At 68.6% G+C, this 17,703-nt stretch carries 19 protein-coding genes and 3 pseudogenes; 8 read left to right on the top strand and 14 right to left on the bottom strand.

All coding sequences use genetic code 11. The annotated features are described in order from the left end of the window. Window positions 1–10 precede the first annotated feature (10 nt). From AB5J53_RS04355 to AB5J53_RS04365, 3 genes are all read right to left on the bottom strand, one after another. Window positions 11–649 (bottom strand): GPP34 family phosphoprotein, encoded by a 639-nt coding sequence (locus tag AB5J53_RS04355; protein WP_369244324.1) that lies wholly within the window; start codon window positions 647–649, stop codon window positions 11–13. Window positions 650–763: 114 nt separating this feature from the next. After that, complete coding sequence (locus AB5J53_RS04360; RefSeq protein ID WP_369244325.1) at window positions 764–1,423, bottom strand: response regulator; 660 nt, start codon at window positions 1,421–1,423, stop codon at window positions 764–766. Then, entirely contained in the window at window positions 1,420–2,589 is a 1,170-nt protein-coding gene (locus AB5J53_RS04365) for a sensor histidine kinase (protein ID WP_369244326.1), read from the bottom strand. The genes AB5J53_RS04360 and AB5J53_RS04365 overlap by 4 nt, the downstream gene beginning before the upstream one ends. A gap of 779 nt (window positions 2,590–3,368) precedes the next feature. Here AB5J53_RS04365 and AB5J53_RS04370 point away from each other — a divergent pair. Beyond that, window positions 3,369–3,908, top strand: coding sequence for a winged helix-turn-helix domain-containing protein (locus tag AB5J53_RS04370; RefSeq protein ID WP_369244327.1), 540 nt, complete (start codon window positions 3,369–3,371; stop codon window positions 3,906–3,908). Then, window positions 3,905–4,453: a transposase gene (locus tag AB5J53_RS04375; protein ID WP_369252046.1), complete on the top strand. Its 549-nt coding sequence runs from the start codon at window positions 3,905–3,907 to the stop codon at window positions 4,451–4,453. The genes AB5J53_RS04370 and AB5J53_RS04375 overlap by 4 nt, the downstream gene beginning before the upstream one ends. Window positions 4,454–4,509: 56 nt before the next feature. On the opposite strand, the gene AB5J53_RS04380 is transcribed toward AB5J53_RS04375, so the two are convergent. From AB5J53_RS04380 to AB5J53_RS04390, 3 genes are all read right to left on the bottom strand, one after another. Further along, a complete protein-coding gene (locus AB5J53_RS04380; RefSeq protein ID WP_369251986.1) occupies window positions 4,510–5,058 on the bottom strand; it encodes a transposase in 549 nt (182 codons plus the stop codon). Beyond that, complete coding sequence (locus tag AB5J53_RS04385; protein WP_369243776.1) at window positions 5,055–5,594, bottom strand: transposase; 540 nt, start codon at window positions 5,592–5,594, stop codon at window positions 5,055–5,057. The genes AB5J53_RS04380 and AB5J53_RS04385 overlap by 4 nt, the downstream gene beginning before the upstream one ends. Window positions 5,595–5,795: 201 nt before the next feature. Then, complete coding sequence (locus AB5J53_RS04390; protein WP_369244328.1) at window positions 5,796–6,332, bottom strand: TetR/AcrR family transcriptional regulator; 537 nt, start codon at window positions 6,330–6,332, stop codon at window positions 5,796–5,798. Between the two features lie 75 nt (window positions 6,333–6,407). Here AB5J53_RS04390 and AB5J53_RS04395 point away from each other — a divergent pair, with 75 nt between their 5' ends. Genes AB5J53_RS04395 through AB5J53_RS04405 form a run of 3 tightly spaced genes read left to right on the top strand, consistent with a single transcriptional unit; the run spans window position 6,408 to window position 9,219 of the window. Beyond that, window positions 6,408–7,457, top strand: a complete 1,050-nt coding sequence (locus AB5J53_RS04395) for an aldo/keto reductase (RefSeq protein WP_369244329.1) — start codon at window positions 6,408–6,410, stop codon at window positions 7,455–7,457. Next, window positions 7,454–8,173, top strand: coding sequence for a DUF998 domain-containing protein (locus AB5J53_RS04400; RefSeq protein ID WP_369244330.1), 720 nt, complete (start codon window positions 7,454–7,456; stop codon window positions 8,171–8,173). The genes AB5J53_RS04395 and AB5J53_RS04400 overlap by 4 nt, the downstream gene beginning before the upstream one ends. A gap of 11 nt (window positions 8,174–8,184) precedes the next feature. After that, on the top strand, window positions 8,185–9,219 hold the full coding sequence (locus tag AB5J53_RS04405; RefSeq protein WP_369244331.1) for an SDR family oxidoreductase: 1,035 nt from the start codon (window positions 8,185–8,187) through the stop codon (window positions 9,217–9,219). A gap of 250 nt (window positions 9,220–9,469) precedes the next feature. On the opposite strand, the gene AB5J53_RS04410 is transcribed toward AB5J53_RS04405, so the two are convergent. The 3 genes from AB5J53_RS04410 to AB5J53_RS04420 all read right to left on the bottom strand — a co-directional run bounded on the left by AB5J53_RS04410 (window position 9,470) and on the right by AB5J53_RS04420 (window position 12,364). Then, on the bottom strand, window positions 9,470–11,188 hold the full coding sequence (locus tag AB5J53_RS04410; protein ID WP_369244332.1) for a hypothetical protein: 1,719 nt from the start codon (window positions 11,186–11,188) through the stop codon (window positions 9,470–9,472). 9 nt (window positions 11,189–11,197) lie between these two features. Next, window positions 11,198–11,851: a site-specific integrase gene (locus tag AB5J53_RS04415; protein WP_369244333.1), complete on the bottom strand. Its 654-nt coding sequence runs from the start codon at window positions 11,849–11,851 to the stop codon at window positions 11,198–11,200. A gap of 114 nt (window positions 11,852–11,965) precedes the next feature. After that, window positions 11,966–12,364 (bottom strand): hypothetical protein, encoded by a 399-nt coding sequence (locus tag AB5J53_RS04420; RefSeq protein WP_369244334.1) that lies wholly within the window; start codon window positions 12,362–12,364, stop codon window positions 11,966–11,968. Window positions 12,365–12,524: 160 nt separating this feature from the next. Between AB5J53_RS04420 and AB5J53_RS04425 the strand changes: the two are divergent. Further along, window positions 12,525–12,626, top strand: a pseudogene (locus tag AB5J53_RS04425) (hypothetical protein); the annotation flags it as partial. A gap of 205 nt (window positions 12,627–12,831) precedes the next feature. Here AB5J53_RS04425 and AB5J53_RS04430 read toward each other — a convergent pair. The 3 genes and pseudogenes from AB5J53_RS04430 to AB5J53_RS04440 form a co-directional block, all read right to left on the bottom strand. Next, window positions 12,832–12,963, bottom strand: a pseudogene (locus tag AB5J53_RS04430) (IS5/IS1182 family transposase); the annotation flags it as partial. 122 nt (window positions 12,964–13,085) lie between these two features. Next, window positions 13,086–13,610 carry a VOC family protein gene (locus AB5J53_RS04435; protein WP_369244335.1) on the bottom strand — a complete coding sequence of 175 codons (525 nt, stop codon included), beginning with the start codon at window positions 13,608–13,610 and terminating at the stop codon, window positions 13,086–13,088. 250 nt (window positions 13,611–13,860) lie between these two features. Beyond that, a complete protein-coding gene (locus AB5J53_RS04440; RefSeq protein WP_369244336.1) occupies window positions 13,861–14,889 on the bottom strand; it encodes an alpha/beta hydrolase in 1,029 nt (342 codons plus the stop codon). A gap of 66 nt (window positions 14,890–14,955) precedes the next feature. Here AB5J53_RS04440 and AB5J53_RS04445 point away from each other — a divergent pair, with 66 nt between their 5' ends. After that, window positions 14,956–15,510, top strand: coding sequence for a MarR family winged helix-turn-helix transcriptional regulator (locus AB5J53_RS04445; protein WP_369244337.1), 555 nt, complete (start codon window positions 14,956–14,958; stop codon window positions 15,508–15,510). 798 nt (window positions 15,511–16,308) lie between these two features. Here AB5J53_RS04445 and AB5J53_RS04450 read toward each other — a convergent pair. Then, complete coding sequence (locus AB5J53_RS04450) at window positions 16,309–16,503, bottom strand: hypothetical protein (RefSeq protein ID WP_369244338.1); 195 nt, start codon at window positions 16,501–16,503, stop codon at window positions 16,309–16,311. Between AB5J53_RS04450 and AB5J53_RS04455 the strand changes: the two are divergent. Beyond that, window positions 16,454–16,668, top strand: a pseudogene (locus AB5J53_RS04455) (IS5/IS1182 family transposase); the annotation flags it as partial. The gene AB5J53_RS04450 and the pseudogene AB5J53_RS04455 overlap by 50 nt on opposite strands. A gap of 62 nt (window positions 16,669–16,730) precedes the next feature. On the opposite strand, the gene AB5J53_RS04460 reads toward AB5J53_RS04455, so the two are convergent. Beyond that, window positions 16,731–17,291: a dienelactone hydrolase family protein gene (locus AB5J53_RS04460; protein WP_369244339.1), complete on the bottom strand. Its 561-nt coding sequence runs from the start codon at window positions 17,289–17,291 to the stop codon at window positions 16,731–16,733. Window positions 17,292–17,703: the final 412 nt, after the last annotated feature.

Consider the following 17,703-nt stretch of genomic DNA (forward strand, 5'->3'; position numbering starts at 1 on the left):
CCCCGTTCGGTCAGCTGCCGCCCATGCCGCCCTGTGCGGCGATCATGGTGGTCGGCAGCGCGCGTACGGCTTTCTCCAGGCCGGGTGCGAGGGCGCCGAGTTGCCCCGTGCAGGCGTCGATACGGGCCCGGAAGGTCTTGTGGTCCTGGCGTGACACGACCGAGTGGATGCCGCCTGCCGCGGCCAGCGCCAGCAGCGCGGCGTCGGCGGCGGGGATCTCGGTCACGGGGTCGTCCCCGTGCAGCGCCGTGGACACGCGGGCGCGGAGTACGGCGGGCACGGCGCGGTCCGTCACGGTCAGCCGCCGTGTGCCGAGGCGGGTGCGGGGCGCCTTCACGGTGAGGAGTCCCGCCGCGGCGAGCCGGTCCTCCACCTCCGTCAGGGTCCGCTTGCGGTGGCGGCGCACGAGGTGCTTCCAGCCGTGCCCGCCTGCGGCGTCGCGCAGCACGCCGTCCAGGACCAGGTCGCCGGTCGGTTGCTTGCCGGACACGGTGACCGTGCCGCCCGCCTCCCCGAGGCGGCCGCGCAGCGCGAGGTCGATCAGGGCGGCGGCGCGGACCAGCAGCTGGGTCCGGGAACGGTCGTACGGGCCGTCGGCCGCGTCGTCGTGGGCGAGCAGATACATGAGGCAGGCCAGGTCGTCGATCACACCTCGACGCTAGGGCCGCGCGCCCCGGCCACGGATCGGCCACGGGAACGGACTGACAGTGGGAACACGGGAGGAGCGCGGCCCGGTCTCCTCCTTGAGGAGGAGGCAGCGTTGTCAGGGGTGGCGCGGCTGCACGAGGCCGTGGTCGTAGGCGGCCACGACGGCCTGGACGCGGTCGCGCAGGCCCAGTTTGCGCAGCACCGCGGTGACATGGTTCTTGACGGTGGCCTCCGACAGACGTAGCCGCTCGGCGATCTCCGCGTTCGACAGTGCCTGCCCGATCAGGGTGAGCACCTCCCGCTCGCGGCCGGAGAGGGCCTGCAGGGAGGGCGCCGGCGCCGGGTCGGGCGTGGTGCGCAGGAACCGGTCGAGGACGCGGCTGAGCACGGCCGGCGCCAGCAGCGCGTCGCCGCGCGCGGTGAGGCGGATCGCGTCGACGAGTTCGGCCGGGCGCATGTCCTTCAGCAGGAAGCCGCTCGCCCCGGCCCGCAGAGCGGCGACCACGTGCGCGTCCACGTCCCAGGTGGTCAGCACGAGCACCCGGGCCCGACTGCCGCACTCCACGATCTGCCGAGTCGCCTCGATGCCGTCCACGACGGGCATGCGTACGTCCATCAGCACCACGTCGGGCGCCCGTTCCTGCGTCAGCCGCACCGCCTCCTGGCCGTCGGACGCTTCACCCACCACCTGGAGGTCGTCCCGGGCGTCGATGATCATGCGGAATCCGGTACGGACCAGGGCCTGGTCATCGGCCACCACCACGCGCAGCGTCATGACGCGCCCTCCACCGGCAGCTGCGCCGCCACCTCGAAGCCGCCTTGGGGCAGCGGACCGGCGTGCAGGCTGCCGCCCACGATCCGTGCGCGCTCCTTCATCCCCACCAGGCCGCGTCCCGCTCCCGCCGCGGCCGAACCTTCCTGCGGCGTACGCCCGTTGTCGACCACCTTGACCTTCACGCACTCCCCTTCGGCCGTCACGCGCACGCTCACCTCGTCGGCGCCGGCCGCGTGGCGCAGTGTGTTGGTGAGGGCCTCCTGGACGATCCGGTACGCCGCCAGGTCCACCGTGGCCGGCAGTCCGTCGGTGGTGCCCTCGCGGTGTACGTGCACGGTCATCCCGGTCGCGCGCACGGTGTCGGCCAGCTCGTCCAGGCGCGCGAGCGAAGGCGCCGGCTCCCGATGCTCCCCGGCCCCGTCCTCCCCCGCATCGGGCCGGAACGCACGCAGCAGCAGGCGCAGTTCGCCGAGCGCCGAGCGGGCGCCCGTCTCGATGGCCCGCAGCGCCTGACGGGCCTGTTCGGGCCGCTGGGTGAACACGTCGTCGGCGGCGCCCGCCTGAATGACCATCACCGACAGGGTGTGCGCCACGACATCGTGGACCTCGCGCGCGATCCGCGCACGCTCCTCCACCACAGCCCGGCGCATCTCCGCCCTCGTCCGTGCCTCCTGCGCCCTGCGCCACTGCCCAGCCGTCCACGACAGGACCACCGCCAGCAGATAGACCGCCCCACCCGCGCCGCCGCCCGCCGCGAACGCCAGCGGTGCCGGCAGGCACATCGCCGCGAGCGCCCACACCGACACCCGCCGCGGCCTCACGGCCGACAGCACGCACAACGCGACCTGCGCCGCGAGCAGTGCCCCCGTCAAGGTCACCGCGGGCAGCAGCGCCCACACCGCGAGCCCCGCCGCCGCGTTCGCAGCCAGTACGGCGACCGGGGCGCGCGCCAGCCACCTCAGGGCGCAAGCCTGCGCGAGGACCAGGGCCACCGCCACGAGCAGTCGTCGGCCGTGCTCCGCGCCGGCGACGAGCACCGAGGTGCCCAGGACGACGAGCACCAGACCGGCCGACCCCCACCACAGCGCCCGGGCCATGCGGGGCGGCAACTCGCCCCGTGCTGCCCCGGCGAACAGGTCGTCCAGTTGTCTGCTGCTGCGGTCCACGCCCCGACCCTATCCAGCGGTACGGGCCGGGCCGTTCAGGAGACCACCCTCCAACACGATGGGCCCTCGATGCCCGCGGCCGGTCTGCACAGCCACCGCTTGGCTGCCTTGACGCTGTCGCCGCCGCTTGTGTTGAACCTGATTGCCGCCGCGGGTGCAAGCCGCATAGAACGGGCCTGGTACACCGTGTGGGTCCAAGCCCCCGATCATGTTGACGCCCGCCTGTCCCGTCCCTCAAGTCGGCTCACTCTCGACGGGCGAGAGGCAGTAGAACGACGACGCCAGAGCGCTTGGCGAGTTGCTCGCGGAGGGCGGCGTTCTCGGCGGGGAGCGTGGCGATGACCGTCGCTGCGGCGTCGACCTGCTGCTGAAGTCGTTGGCGCTCTTGCCGGTTGCCCCTCAGTTGTCGGTGGAGGCGGGTGATCTCCTTCTGCTGATGTTGAACGCGTCGGCTGGCGGGGTTACGGCCGACGCGGTTGTCCCACTCCTTCCGGCGGTCCGTGAAGAAAACCGCACCAAGCCCCCAGGGACGACGACCTCACGGGATCGAGAAACCAGTCAGTTACCCTGCCTGACCAGCACGGCAGCGGCGAGTCTCGGCTCTCAACATCACCCGAAGGAGAACGACCGGAGGGCAGCTGACAAAACCCGAGAGACTCGCACACATATTCGAATAAGGTCTAAGTGAGAGAAGGGCGGGGTTGGCAGAGAACAACTACTGACCTTTCCGTTCAGTTGTCGGGGCTGACATTGCTAGATCCCTGCGGTACGCCGTGGCCATGAGATATGCGCAGGGCGGTGGTCTCACTCCGCAGGGTCAGGCCGTGCGGGAGGGGGTGCGCATGCTGGCCGTCGATGGCTTTGCGCGGGGTGAGAAGAACACGGTGATCGCGAGAGAACTGCGGGTCAGTGTCCGGTCGGTGGAGCGGTGGCGCCGGTCATGGCGTGAGGGAGGGCGGCAGGCCCTGCGCCCTTCGGGGCCGGCCAAACGGCCGAAGGTCGGCGACAGTGACGTCGCCGTGCTCGAGCCACTGTTGCTGGAAGGCGCGATGGCTCAGGGCTGGGCGGATGAGCGGTGGACGCTCTCGCGGGTGCGGCTGCTGATTGCAGACCAGTTGGGAGTGTCGTTGTCGATCCGCGGAGTGTGGGAGCTGTTGCGGCGGCACGGCTGGTCGTGCCAGCAGCCTGCCCGGCGGGCGGTCGAGCGGGACGATGCGGCGGTGTCCGGATGGGTGAAGGAGACGTGGCCGCGGGCAAAGCCATCGCGGCGGCGCTCGGGGCATGGCTGGTCTTCGAGGACGAAGCCGCTGTCTCGATGACGTCGCACCGGGCACGCACCTGGGCGCCCAGAGGGAGCACGCCTGTGGTTCGGTTCAACGGCGCTTCCCGCGGCCGCATCTCGATGGCCGCGCTGGTGTGCTTCAAGGCCGGCGAACGCAGCCGTCTGATCTACCGTCCTCGCATCCAGGGCCATCACCGAGGTGCCCACCGTGGCTTCACTTGGCAGGACTACCGTGATCTTCTCGTGCGGGCTCACCTTCAGCTCGGCGGTCCCGTCGTGGTGATCTGGGACAACCTGAATGTGCATCGCTGCAGTCGATTACGTGAGTACGCGGCGGCGCATGACTGGCTCACCATCGTCCAGTTGCCCAGCTATGCGCCCGATCTCAATCCGGTCGAAGGCATCTGGTCGTTGCTCCGGCGCAGCACTACCGCCAACGTCGTCTTCCGCGACCGCGACCACCTTGTTCAAGCCGTCCGCAGCGGCCTGCGCCGCATCCAACAACGCACCGACCTCATCGAGGGTTGCCTCGCCGAAACCGGTCTCTCGCTCAATACGACAACTCAACGGAAAGGCCAGTAGGACCTCTAAGAGCAGGTGGGAGGGGCTGTGACGAGGGGTGTCGGTTGCATCATCCGCTACTGACGTTGTCGCTGTGATGTCGTCAAGGTGAGGCCGGTTTCGGCGAGGCATCCGTCGATGCGCTTGCTGCGGTACTGAATCTGGCGGAGACCGTGCCGAAGCGTGCTGATGAGGTGGTCGGGGTCGGTGAAGGCGGTGTTGGTCTGGCTGCTGCGCCGCAGCAGGGACCAGATGCCCTCGACGGGGTTGAGGTCGGGTGCGTAGGCCGGCAGAAAGTAGCAGGTGATCCAGTCGTGGGTGTCGATGAACTCCCGTAATCGGCGGTCTTTGTGGACGTTGAGGTTGTCCCACACCAGCACGATCGGTGCGCCGAGTTGCCGGTGGGCGGCGATGAGCAGGTCGCGATAGTCGGTCCAGGTGAAACTGCGTCTGCCACCGCGTTTGTGATCGAGATGCCGTTTGGGCCGGTAGATCAGCCGTGAGTGTTCGCCCTGCTTGTAGCAGGCGAGCGCGGCAACGGAGAAGCGGCGCTGGGAGCGTCCCCGGACCCGGATGACGGGTGTGTGGCCGCGTCGGGCCCAGGTCCGTGCGGTGGGCGGCGTCATCGAGAACCCGGCTTCGTCTTCGAAGCACAGCCAGGCGTCGAGCGCCGCCACGGCCCTTCCACCTGCGGCCAGGTCTCCTTCACCCAGCCCGCCACGGCCTCCTCGTCGCGCTCGATGGCTCGGCGGGCTGGGACCTGGTGACTGAAGCCGTGCCGGTGCAGCATCCGCGCGATCGCCGACAGCGTCATGCTTTTGTGGAACCGGCGCCCGATCAGCGTCTTGATCCGCGCCAGCGTCCACGTCTGGTCCGGCCAGCCATGGGCGACCGGCCCTTTGGCCAGCTCCTGCTCGAGCACGGCGAACAGCTTCTCGCTCAGCTTGGGCAGCGATACCGGTCCGGCAGACCGCAGCCCCTCCGCGCCGGCGTCGTGCCAGGCCCGGCGCCAGCGCTGCACCGAGCGCACACTCACCCGTAATTCCTTGGCGACCTCGGCGGTGGAGGCACCGACTGCGAAGCGCTCCGCGGCCTCCAGCCGGATCCGCTCGCGAAACGCCTGCCGTTCAGGCGTCAGCCCACCACCCTGCGGATATCTCACACAACCGGCATACCGCGACGATCACACATCGTCATCCCTCAACGACATCACGCCGCAAAAGTCAGTAACTACTTCGACGGTTAGCCCCACGGTCGGCTTGACATCGACGCCACCGTTCTCCTGGCCGAATGGTGCGCCGGTCACCAGCGCGAACGGGGCTGTAAATCGTTCGCTTGAGGGGCCTTGCCGGGTGCGCGTCGTTTACCGGTTGGTGCTGAGTCCGTCGAGGATGAGCGCGAGCATGTGGGGTGCCCGGTCCTCGGGGCTGGACGCGGCGCGCCACAAGGCGCCGGTGAGTTGGAGGAAGTCGCCCGGGTCGGCGTCTGGGCGGATGCTCTCGTCCTTCTTGCCGGCGTCGAGGAGCTGGGTGATCGCGGCGATGACCGGTCCGTAGCTCTGCTCGCTGATCGCCTGGTGCGCGCCCGGGCCGAGGGCGTCGCCGAGGCCGTGCTTTCTGCGCATGGCCTCGACGAGGTCGGTCGTCCAGTGGCGGAGCGCTTCCAGTGGCGGCATCTGGGCAAGCAGGTCGGGCACGGTGCCGGTGATGCGTGCCACTTCGTCCTGGTAGACGGCCAGGACCAGCGACTCGCGGGTGGGGAAGTTGCGGTACAGGGTGCCCGCGCCGACTCCCGCGCGCTGGGAGATCTGGTTCATCGACGTGCTGCCGTCCGCCGCGAGCGCTTCGCGTGCGGCGGCGAGGATGCGCGCCCTGTTCTCACGGGCGTCCGAGCGGACCACGGGACCTCACCTTGATAAGTGGAGAGTTCTCCACTACGTTATGTGGAGAGCTCTCCACCTACTCTAAGGAGCGTCATGCATTACATCAAGCTCGGCATGACCGGCCTCGACGTATCCCCGATCGCGATCGGCGCGATGACCTACGGCGAGCCCGACCGCGGGCACCCCGTCTGGTCGAAGGGCGAACAGGACGCGCGACCGCTCATCAAGCACGCGCTGGAGGCGGGGATCAACCTCTTCGACACCGCGAACATGTACTCCAACGGTTCCAGTGAGGAGATCCTGGGCCGCGCCCTGAAGGACTTCGCCGACCGCGACGAAGTGGTGATCGCGACCAAGCTGCGCCACCCGATGCGGCTGGGACCCAACGGACGGGGACTGTCACGTAAGGCGATCATGACTGAGGTCGACCATTCGCTGCGCCGCCTGGGCACCGACTACATCGACCTCTACCAGATCCACCGCAACGACCACTCCACCCCCTGGGAGGAGACCCTCGAAGCGCTCAGCGACCTGGTGAAGGCCGGCAAGGTCCGCTACCTGGGCGCCTCGTCCATGCACGCATGGGAGTTCGCGAAGGCGCTGCGCCTGCAGAAGGAGAACGGCTGGGCGCGGTTCGTGTCGATGCAGGACCACTACAACCTCCTCGCCCGCGAGGAGGAGCGCGAGATGATCCCGCTGTGCCTGGACGAGGGCGTGGGCACGATCATCTGGTCGCCGCTGGCCCGCGGCCGCCTCACCCGCGCGTGGGACGACGCCCGCTCGACGGTGCGCTCCGAGACGGACGGCGCCTACGCGGACCTGCTCTACTCGCCGGCCGAGGAGGCATCCAACCACGCGATCATCGACGCCGTCGGGAAGGTCGCCGCCGCCCACGGCGTCAGCCGCGCACAGGTCGCGCTCGCCTGGCTGCGACGCCAGCCGGTCGTCACCGCGCCGCTGGTCGGCGCCGGCTCGGTCCGGCAGATCGACGAGGCCGTGGCCTCCCTCAATGTCGAGCTCACCGACGACGAAGTGCGCGCCCTGGAAGCCCCGTACACGCCCCGCTACGACTGGCAGGGCGTCTCGGACGAAGCCGAGATGGAGGCCATCCGCCAGCGCGTGCCCGGCATGGCTCTCGCATGAACCCCATCGTCCGCTCCGGCGCGGCTGCCCGCGCCGGAGCCCTCCTCATCCTTGTCGGGCCGCTCGTGTCCTGGGGCGCCGAGTTCATCACCGCCGCCGCATGGCAGGACCCGCCATACTCGCCCCTGTACAACTGGGTCAGCCACCTCGGCCTGACCGGCCCGCCGCAGACCGCGTTCGGACAGGTCGCCAACTCCCCCCTCGGTGCCGTCATGGACACCGGCTGGGTGATCTACGGCACCCTCCTGATCGTCGGCGCGTTCCTCGTGTTCGACCCGCGCAAGGGCGCCCGCCCGATCATCATCATGATCCTCGCCGTCCTCGCCGGCGCCGGAGTCTCACTCGTCGGCATCTTCCAGGGCTCCAACAACAACGTCGACAACGGCCTGATCGCCTTCCACACCGTCGGCGCGCAGGGCGTCATGCTCGCCGGCAACATCATGGCGATCGCCGTCGGAACCGGGGGAATCCCCATCGGCCTCACCAGGGGCCGCTCGATCGCGAGCACCGCGCTCGGCACCGCCGGACTGATCGCGTTCCCCCTCTTCATGACCGACGTGTTCACCGGCTGGAGGTGGAACATCGGCATGTTCGAACGCGCCGTCATCTACCCGATCATGATCGGCCACGCCCTCCTCGGAAGCAGCGTGGCCGCCACCCAGCGCCACCGTGCGACACACCCGCTAGCACCCCTTCCTGCACGAGCCGAGAGCTGAAGGAGAGACAGATGACACAGGTACTGGTCACCGGAGGAACCGGCTTCATCGGGAGCTGGTGCATCCAGGCCCTGCTGGATGCCGGGCACACCGTCCGTACCACGGTCCGCGACCTGCAACGCGAGCCGGCACTGCGGTCCTGGCTGCACGCGGCCACACCGTTCGATGACGACCGTCTCACGGTCGTACGCGCCGACCTCGAACAGCCTGAGGGGTGGGATGCTGCCGTCGCCGGCTGCGAGTTCGTCCTGCACGTCGCCTCGCCGACTCTGCGCCATACGCCGGCGAACGACGACGACCTGATGGTCCCGGCACGCGAGGGCGTCCTGCGGGTGCTGCGCGCCGCCCGCGACGCCGGTGTGCGCCGGGTCGTCCTGACCAGCGCCTTCGGCGCCATCGGGATCGGACACCCCCCGCGCTCGACCCCGTTCGCCGAGGAGGACTGGACCAACGTCGACAGCGACATCCCGCCCTACCAACGGTCCAAGACGCTTGCCGAACGCGCCGCCTGGCAGTTCATCGAGGACGAAGGCGGTGGCCTGGAACTGGCAGCGGTCCACCCCGTGGGAGTCCTTGGACCCCTGCTCGGCCTGGACGACCCGCCATCCCTGCGTCTGGTCCGCAGAATGCTCGAAGGACAGGTTCCCGCGTGCCCTCCCTTCGGGATGGGCTTCGTCGACGTACGCGACATCGCGGATCTGCACCTGCGCGCGATGACCGATCCGGCAGCCGCCGGCGAACGCTTCCTTGCCATCGCCGGACACAGCCTGCGCGTCATCGACGTCGCACGCATCCTGCACGACCGCCTCGGTGAACGCGCCGCGAAGGCCCCCACCCGTGAACTGCCCGTCTGGGCCGCCCGCACACTGGGCCTCGTGAACCCGGAACTGCGACTGCTCAAGCACCAGCTCGGCCGGGATCTCGACGCCACAAGCACCAAGGCGGAGAAACTCCTCGGATGGCGAGCGCGCCCCATCGAGGACACCATCGAGGACACCGCCGAAAGCCTCCTCGCCCATGGCATCGGGACAAAGACCGCCTCGTAACCGACCGACGTGGCAGCCCTCCGTCGGCCGGGTGACGGCGTTGGCGTCGTGGCCGGGGAGAGGTGGCACCCTGCGCACCATAAAGCACTCGACATGGCTTTCAGGGAATTGGCGAGCTCACCAGTTTCAGCAGTTTCAGCCCCGGCTCCCGCCCCGCAGCCGCCGCGGGTGCCAGGTGCAGGCTCGGCGTGATCACTTGAGGAGAGGACTCGCCCGTCCCGATCGAAGCACTGTTGGCGCGGGCGGGTGGTCATCCCGAAAGGGGATCAGGGCGTGTGCCCGCGGGGTGGGCCGCGCGAAGGTATTTCATGGCCGTGACCGGGGACAGCCCGAAGAGCCGGATGAGATGCACTGGATCCCGGGTGTGTTTCGCTTCCTCGAGGATGCGGTCCACGCGCAGGCTAGTGATCTGCAGGCCGAGACGGTGCAGGGCCTTGGTGATGGCCTGCGGGTTGACCTGGGGGTGGGAGTCGTCCGTGGCGGTCCGCGCGGTGACCAGCAGGTGGGGGTTGGTGGTGGTCGGCCATCTCCGGTGACGTTCGGTCAGCCACCGGGTGAGGAGGCGGAAAGTGACTTCGTCCAGGTAGACGGTGTGGTGGAGTCGTCCGGGGCGGCGGACGGTGAGGCGCCCACGGCTGCGGTCTACATCATCGAGCAGCAGCCCGCGCTGGTCGTGACCGCTCAGGGCGTGAACGGCGGCCAGCACGAAACTGAGCTGGTTGCGTGCCTCGGGAAGCTGGTCGAGGACGCCATGGAGGTGGTTGTCGGGCAGCGGGACGGGCAGCCGCCGACTGCCGGACAGCACGATGGAACGGGTGGGATCCCGGAAGATCAGCTTCTCGCGTTTGAGCGCGCGGAAGAGCGAACGCAGCGGCGTAGCAAGGCTCTTGGCCTCCTCGCCCTTCAACGCCTTCAGTGTCTGCTGGACGTGCTCACCCGTTACGGCGCGCAGATCGCCGATCCCGGCCTCGCACCAGGCTCGAAGACACGGCGAGACGCGGCGTGCGTAGGCGCAGACCGTCGTCGGGGCCAGCGGCACGCTGGGCCGGGCCGCCTGGCCGTAGAGGACATCGATCCACCGGTGCACTGCGGCACAGAACGGCTGCGGGGCCATGTCGGCGAGGCGGCGGGCGCGGGCCGAGGCGGCATCGGAGCGGCGGTCGGGGACGAGCCGGCCCGTCACCCGCAGGTAGTTGACGACCCGGGCGCCGTTGAAGTCCTGGCGGCGCGAAAGCAGCCGGACGTCCTCTTCCCGCAGGGGTGTTTCGGCGCCCAGTTGGGCGACCAGGACCCGCAGGGTGCGGATGCTCGTACTGAGGGCCCGCCGCTTCCAGCCGCGCTCGCGGATGTGGGCGACGAAGCCGTCCAGGACCTCCTTCGCCGAGGGAGTCAGCGCCGGAAGCCGCCGTTCGTCGACCCGCGACCAGTCGCGCGCGAGAGGGAACAGCTCCAGCTGCCCGGGCAGCGCGAGATGCGGGGAGACGGGGCGGGCGGCACGCGAGGTCTGGACGGCGGTGCGGCGTTTGGCCTGCAGACGGCGCCGGCCGTAGAGGCCGTCCTGCTCGCCGGATCGGTTGGGGGCGACCCTGAGGTGGGGTGCGAACGGCCCGCCGAACCAGAGCTGGTCGCCGCCGTTGAGAGCGACGCCGTCAAGGTCGTAGTGGGTCTCGGCGAGGAAGAGGACGCACCGGCGGCAGTGGTCGTCGCGCAGCGGCACAACGCGCCCGCAGCGATGGCACGCACCGGCTGCGCGGTCCATACCCCAGCTGAGACAGGGGGCGCAGCGTTGGTCCCGGTCGTTCGTCCAGGCCAGGCACTCCCGGCAACTGCCGTGCCCCCGCGACGTCCAGGACGGTACGAGCCGCGGCCGCCGCCGCGCGAGCAGGCCGGCCCGGCACAGGGCTTCCAGTAGCGTGGGACGCATCTGCGCCAGATGTCCCGCTTCGCCGCCACCCAGCGCAGATTCCACTTCACGGCCTCACGCCTTCCCGCTCAGTCGGCGTACTGCGCGCTGGGACGACTCCAGACTCGCGCGCTCCGGATCCCCCTTCGCCGTCGCCAGGTACCCCACGGTGGTGGTCGGCCACTCGTGCCCCAAAAGCACTTGAACATCCCAAAGCGGCATTCCGACCTCGTAGTTGTGGGTTGCGCACGCGTGGCGCAGGAGATGCGGGAAGAGCACGGTCACCGTGCCCTTCAGATGCGCGAGCGAGGCACGGCGCAGCGACCGGCGGAAGGTGTCGGCGCACATCGCCGGCGCGATCGGCAAGTCCGCGCCGAGCGCGGTGGGCAGCCGCTCGGACGGGAAGAGCGGGGCATACAGATCGAGGCAGTTGTCCGGAAACAGCCCTCGGACGTTCTCGACGTACCACCACAGCAGTTCGCGCCCCTCGGCGAACATGAACGCCTCCCGCTCGCGTGGCCCGGACCCACGGGCGCCTTTGCCTCGGACCAGGAAGCGGCCCCACTGGCCGTTGTCCCAGTGCAGGTCCCCGAGCCGGACCAGACACAGCTCGGTGGCGCGCGTGCCGGAGAGGTAGGCCGTCTTCGCCATCACGTAGTTGCGGACGGCCACCGGATACTTGCGTGCCGCCCCCAGTTCCTGACGCCAGGAGCCGAAGAACGCCTCCATCTCGGCCCGGGACGGAGGAATCCGCAGCCCGAAGTCCCCTCGGTGGCGTGGCTGGTTGAAGGCGTCGACCGGCGACTCGACGGCCGCCCCGAACCTGCGCAGGATCTCGCCTGCCTATCGCTGTTCCAGGAACGCGAAGTACCGGTCGATACTCGTGATCTTCTTGCGGACCGTGGAATGAGCACGCTTGCCGCGCCCGGCGAAGTACTGGTCCAGCATCCGCGACGACAGTTCCCACGGCAGGACGCCGTGGAAGGTGCAGATCTCGATCACGGGCTGCACCAGCTGGTTCAGGGTCGTCGCCGCGAGTCCGGCAACGTCACGGGCCCAGCAGTACTCGGCGAGGGTGTCCTGGTAGAGCGCTTCCTCGGCGTCGCGGGACCAGGGGTGGAAACCGCGGCGTTTCAGGGTGAGGACGTCCGCCAGGCCCTCTTCCTGCCCGGCGGTCCCGCTCGGCGTATCGCGACCGCTGATCAGCGTGAAGCGATGGGTTTCGGAATCCACCACGGGCATGCAAATTACGGAACTATCTCCTGGAATCTGCGAGTTACTGGCACATCTTCACCCATTCGAGTGGTCGACGAGCAGGTGCAATCAGCCAGGGTGAACAGCTCGAACGCCCGCAGATCACCCGCCGACGAACCCGTCGACACTCCACTTGACGCTCGCCGCCATGGCCTGTGCCCTCACCCCGCCCGATCGGCGGACCGTCGTCGACGACTCCCCCGAGGCGATCAAGGCCTTCCTGCCGCCGCGCCCCGTGCGTGAACTGCCCGGCGTCGGCGCGAAGGCGGCCGCCATGCTGGCCGAGTACGGGCTGCACACCGCAGGGGCGTCGCCGACGTCCCCCAGCTCACCCTGCAGCGACTGCTCGGCGCCGGCGCCGGCCGCACCCTCCACGAACGCGCGCACGGCCACGACACCTCCGTCGTCGACCCGGGCCCGGCACCCCCAAGCATCAGCGCCGACCATCCCTTTGCCAGGAGCGCCTGACGGCCAGCGGTCAGGCGCCGCCAGCGTGTGCCGATCTCCAGCCGCCGGGCGATGAGATGACCGGTCAGGTACCTCAGGGTGCGGGTGGACAGATCTATTGATGATGGGTAGGCAAGCACGCGAAGCTCGTGGCGGCACGGGTGATCTTGGTCGAGATACCGTCTACCAGGAGCTTCGTTGCGTCTATGCACTGCTGTCGGCCCTCAACTCCCGTCACCTGCAGTCAGGTCGGAAGTTGATCTCAGTGGGTTGGGCGCTGCGGTGCGCTGGCCACCCCTGTCTCCCGACCGCTGAGCGAGGCGTCCAGGGTCTCCTGGGCCGTGCGCATCGCCTCGGCGTACTTCGGCTCGGACATTCGCTGCCAGGCCAGGTTCGGTGCGATGTGCTCGACCCGGCTCATCACCCACCAAATGTTGCCGAACGGGTCCCGCACCCTGCCGCCGCGATCCCCCCACGCACTGTCAGCAGCCTCGGTGATCACTAGTGCCCCGTGCGCAACAGCAGCAGCCATGGCGGCGTCCGCGTCCGGGACATAGACCCGCAACAGGGAGGGCATCACCGGCCAGTCGGGCCGTCGGTCGAAGGCCAGCACGACCGTGTCGCCGACTCGGATCTCGCCGTGACCGATGGTGCCATCCTCGACCGGCACCCGTGCAATCTCTTCGCCGTCGAACGCGAGGGTGATGAAGTCGAGCAGTGCGCCGGTGTCGTCGGTGACCACCCATGGTGCAACGCTGGTGTAGCCCTCGGGTGCAGTCTGACTCATCGGTCTCGTCCCTTCCTGTAGTTCTTCGTGACGTGACGACATTAGGGATCAACTAGGACAGTTCTGTTCCTAGATGATCCCGGAATCAGCACGACTTTCGTCAGCGCCCTGGTCATAGCCGTTCTCCCTCTAGAACCGCGCGCTGAGGATGAAAAAGGACTCATTCTCGTTCGCTCTGGCGGATTCCCGTCGGGGTGTGCTCTGAGCGGCGACATTGCTTCGTTCGTGGGGTTTGATCTAACCCGGGAGGTCAAGGCCGATCGGCGATGCGGTGCGCCAACCAGGCAAGGGCGGGCGGCATCCGGTACTCGACGGCGTGGTGGCCACCCTCGAACAGCTCGAAATGCACGATGTCGTCGGCCACTCCGACTTCCGTAAGCGCATCACGGAAGGCCAATGCGCCCAGGTCGAGGAACCACTCGTCGCGGGTGCCGGCGTCGATCCAGATGCCGCGCTGGGAGCGGAGGGCGTCGGCGTGCGTGATGGCCATCCGTACCGGATCCCAGGCCAGCCAGCGCTGCCACTCGTTCTCGCGCAGGGTCCCGGTGCGGGGGTCGAAGGGAAGGGTGGGGGATCCGTCGTGGCCTGGGGAAAAGCAGGCGGAGACGCCGAGGATCTCCAGGAGGTTCAGGTCCTCCTCCTTCGTGAAGGCGGCCCGCGAGCGGAAATCATCCCACCAGCGGAAGATGTCGCCGCCGTAGGGCCGCAGTTGGCGGGCCGCGGTGAGGAAGTGCGGGTGGTACTGGGCCTCGGACAGCGAGTCGCCGGAGTGGGTGGCGAAGGCGCCGAACAGATCTGGGCGGAGCATCGAGGTGACTGTGGCGCCGAGTCCGCCGCTGGACTTGCCCGCGATGGCTCGGTGGTCGCGCTCGGGGAGCGTGCGGTAGCGGGCGTCGACGTACGGCACGACCTCTTCGCACAGGTAGGAGTGGTAGCAGCCGGTGCCGGGTGAGTCGATGAACTGGCTGCCGCCGTAGGCGGTCCAGGCGTCCACGAATACCAGCAGCATCCCGGGCGCCTCCCCGCGGGCGAAGATCTCGTCGGCGAGCTCGGGGACTGGCTTCCGAAAGGCCGTGCGGTTGCGCCAGACCGGGAGCGTTCCCGCGTAGCCGAGCAGCAGATACGTGACGGGGTAGCGGCGTTCGGGCGCATCGTCGTAGCCGGGCGGGGTGTAGACCCACAGCGGACGTTGCGCTGGGTCGTCGAGGGGGTTGCCGCGGAGCAACGCGCTGTCGATGACGTGTTCGTCGATGCGGCCGGCGAGCGTGAAGGTCGACATGCCCCGGGACAGTACTACGATTTCAAAATATCTGAATGCATAATTTCTGGAGGGTAGGGTGACGCCGTGACATCACGGCATTCGGCGGCGGAATCGGCGCAGCCACGGGACTCGATCGACCGGCACATCGCCCGCTGGGGGCATGAAGTCCCCGGGCTGGTAGCGGAGTTGGAGGGCACCGTCACCCGCATGCAGACGCTCGTGCGGCACCTGCAGCAAAAGAAGGAGGCCGCCCTGGCACGGCACGGCCTGAAGCTGTGGGAGTACGAGATCCTGTGGCGCCTGCGCTCGGCGGGAGAGCCCTACCGCATGGCACCCACACGTCTCGCTCAGGGACTCGGCGTCCACCCCGCCACCCTCACCAACCGCCTCGACCGACTGCAGTCGGCGGGCCTGATCACTCGCGAGCACGCGCCAGAGGATCGCCGCAGTCTTCTCGTCGGCCTGACTCCCCAGGGGGCCGCAACGTGGGCGGCGGTGATCGACGACCAGCGGGAGGCCGAGGCCACACTGCTCGCGCCCCTGGCCAAGACGGAGTTGGGGCAGCTGGCCGGCCTCCTGCGGGTCGTGGCCCTCGCTGTCGAGGAGGACGGCCCGCCCCTCATGCCGCACGTCGACTGAACCGGTGGTCGGATTGCATGCGGGCTTCATAGACACCGATTTGGCACGCGGCATCGACGCAGAGAAAAGCCGGCCCGCGACGTCGCGGCAACCGCGCTTGAAGGCCTGGAGAACGGTAAGGAGGAGGTGCTGGCGGACGAGCAGTCGCGGCTGGTCAAGAGCACGCTGGCTGCGTAAGTCTCAATCGAGGCCGCTTGTCGATGAGTTCCGGCATCACTCTTCGTCCGAAGAGCACAGGAATGTCGGTGAGAAGTAAGAGCGCCTGCCGTGGTGCGGGCTCTCTATGACCACGTGCGGAGGCAGCCCGGTCCGTGGCAGGATGACGGCATGTTGATCCGAAAGGCCGATGCCACGTAGGCGTCCGAAGGGGCTGCGCGCGAAGCGTTGGCGGCCCAGAAGAGGGATTCCGGTTCGCCGGGTCCGCGGTGTGTCTGCGGCGACTCGCGTAGCGATCCGGAAGTTGGAAGAGGACCGACTATGGCCAGGGGCTGTGGCTGCTGCCCTGGCCGAGTGCCAGTGGTATCTGAAACAGCCAGGGCGCGTGCTGCCGGATCCGGTGATGGCCTGCGAGTGCTGTGATCCTCTCGTGGCGCGAGACCGCCTGGAGGACGTGCTGCTGTGGCTTCCCCGTGGTGCTCGGAAAGACCTTGGCAGGCTCGTCTCCAGGCTCGATTCCGAATTCGACCGGCGAACTGGTCCCCTCCGTCCTCACCTCATGCTGACAGGTTCGTGGGGTGCGTGCGGGTGGTGGCGTCGGCGGCTTCTGGAGAACTGAGAGGCCGGGTGGTGCCTCGCCACTCAGCCGACCGCTTGCTGCTGTCCGGCGCGGGCGCGGGTGGTGGCGAGGCGGTAGGAGTCTGGGCCGACTCCGCATACGCCGGCCAGCTCGTCACCTGGGCCGAGGACTTCCTCCACATCACCCTCAAGACTCTCCCGCCCCAAGGGAGCCAAAGGGTTCGTCGTCTTCCCGCGCCGCTGGCGTGTCGAACGCACCCTGGGCTGGATGATGAACGCCCGCCGCAACGCACGCGACTACGAACCGCTCCCTCAGCATTCCGAGGCCCACCTGAACTGGTCACTCATCACCCTCATGACCAGGGGCTGACGCGCAAGAAGCCCGCCCCCGGCTGGGCGAAGAAGCCGAAGTCGACGGCCTGAACCAGTGCTGTGCGCGGGCGTCATCAGCCACCGCTACCTCCCCAATCCCAGATAGCCCCTGCTCAGACGATGTGGCGGTTGATGAATGTGTACCAGATAGCAGGAGCGTGTTCCGGGGTGCGGCGGTGTCCGCCCGCGAAGCCATGAAGTTCCTTGTCCGGGCTCGCGAAGGCGTCAAACAGCCGGAGTTGCCCCGAACGTGGAAAGACTTCGTCGTCCCACTGCAGATGGAAGAGGACTGGTGCGGTGATCGCTGAGGCATCGTTCAAGACGCGGTCCGGAGCGTGAAGCCCGGGATTGATGATCGACTGCGTACCGAACTTCCCGAACACGGCGCACTTCAGCTCCGGCCCGAGGGCGCGCGCCGCAGCAAGGCCGAAGCGGGTCCCCATGGACAACCCGAAGTAGGCCTGTCGAGTTCGGTCGGCAATACCCGCCCCGGCCAAAGCGTCGCAAGTGGCGACCCAGTCGTCAGCCATGCGGTCCAGCACCTGACCGAGACCCTCTGCGGCCATCCTGCCCTGGTACTCCGTCGGCGTGAGAGGTGATGCCACCCGCTCACCGTGGAACGGACCATCGATCGCTGCGGCCGCGCAGCCAGAAGACGTGACCAGGTCGGCCATCGACAAGATTCGGTCGCTGTGTCGGTGCCCGCTGCCACCGTGTCCAAGCAACACCAGAGGAACTGGCTCCGACCGACCGCTCGGCGCCCATACGGTGCCAGGAACTGCCGAGAGTGGTCGGTTGATCACGAACGAGCGTTGCGTGGAGTGGCCAGAGATCTGATGGCAGTCGTACCAGCCCACATTCTGACTCACATCGTCATCAAACCACGAGGATGTCGAGAGGGACCGGGGATCAAAAACACTCACTAAGCTTGACTCTGTCGGGGATCTTGGAGTTTCTCGGTGCGGCAGCATGGTCAACGGGCATGCTCGGGCAGTTCCGATGACCGATGCAGTTGTCGAGGTGCCCGTTGTCCCTCCGTCCACGTTCCGGTGAGCAGGTCCCGTCTCTGACTGCGCAGGTCGCGCG

The organism is Streptomyces sp. R41 (assembly GCF_041053055.1).
Taxonomy (GTDB): Bacteria; Actinomycetota; Actinomycetes; order Streptomycetales; family Streptomycetaceae; genus Streptomyces.

Excerpts from the sequence above, each read along its gene's own strand:
- AB5J53_RS04420 (WP_369244334.1), bottom strand. The coding sequence starts at position 12,364 with ATGCCCGTGGTGGATTCCGAAACCCATCGCTTCACGCTGATCAGCGGT.
- AB5J53_RS04415 (WP_369244333.1), bottom strand. The coding sequence starts at position 11,851 with ATGGAGGCGTTCTTCGGCTCCTGGCGTCAGGAACTGGGGGCGGCACGC.
- AB5J53_RS04460 (WP_369244339.1), bottom strand. The coding sequence starts at position 17,291 with ATGGCCGACCTGGTCACGTCTTCTGGCTGCGCGGCCGCAGCGATCGAT.
- AB5J53_RS04370 (WP_369244327.1), top strand. The coding sequence starts at position 3,369 with ATGAGATATGCGCAGGGCGGTGGTCTCACTCCGCAGGGTCAGGCCGTG.
- AB5J53_RS04435 (WP_369244335.1), bottom strand. The coding sequence starts at position 13,610 with ATGAGTCAGACTGCACCCGAGGGCTACACCAGCGTTGCACCATGGGTG.
- AB5J53_RS04440 (WP_369244336.1), bottom strand. The coding sequence starts at position 14,889 with ATGTCGACCTTCACGCTCGCCGGCCGCATCGACGAACACGTCATCGAC.
- AB5J53_RS04380 (WP_369251986.1), bottom strand. The coding sequence starts at position 5,058 with ATGACGCCGCCCACCGCACGGACCTGGGCCCGACGCGGCCACACACCC.
- AB5J53_RS04375 (WP_369252046.1), top strand. The coding sequence starts at position 3,905 with ATGACGTCGCACCGGGCACGCACCTGGGCGCCCAGAGGGAGCACGCCT.
- AB5J53_RS04360 (WP_369244325.1), bottom strand. The coding sequence starts at position 1,423 with ATGACGCTGCGCGTGGTGGTGGCCGATGACCAGGCCCTGGTCCGTACC.
- AB5J53_RS04405 (WP_369244331.1), top strand. The coding sequence starts at position 8,185 with ATGACACAGGTACTGGTCACCGGAGGAACCGGCTTCATCGGGAGCTGG.
- AB5J53_RS04395 (WP_369244329.1), top strand. The coding sequence starts at position 6,408 with ATGCATTACATCAAGCTCGGCATGACCGGCCTCGACGTATCCCCGATC.
- AB5J53_RS04400 (WP_369244330.1), top strand. The coding sequence starts at position 7,454 with ATGAACCCCATCGTCCGCTCCGGCGCGGCTGCCCGCGCCGGAGCCCTC.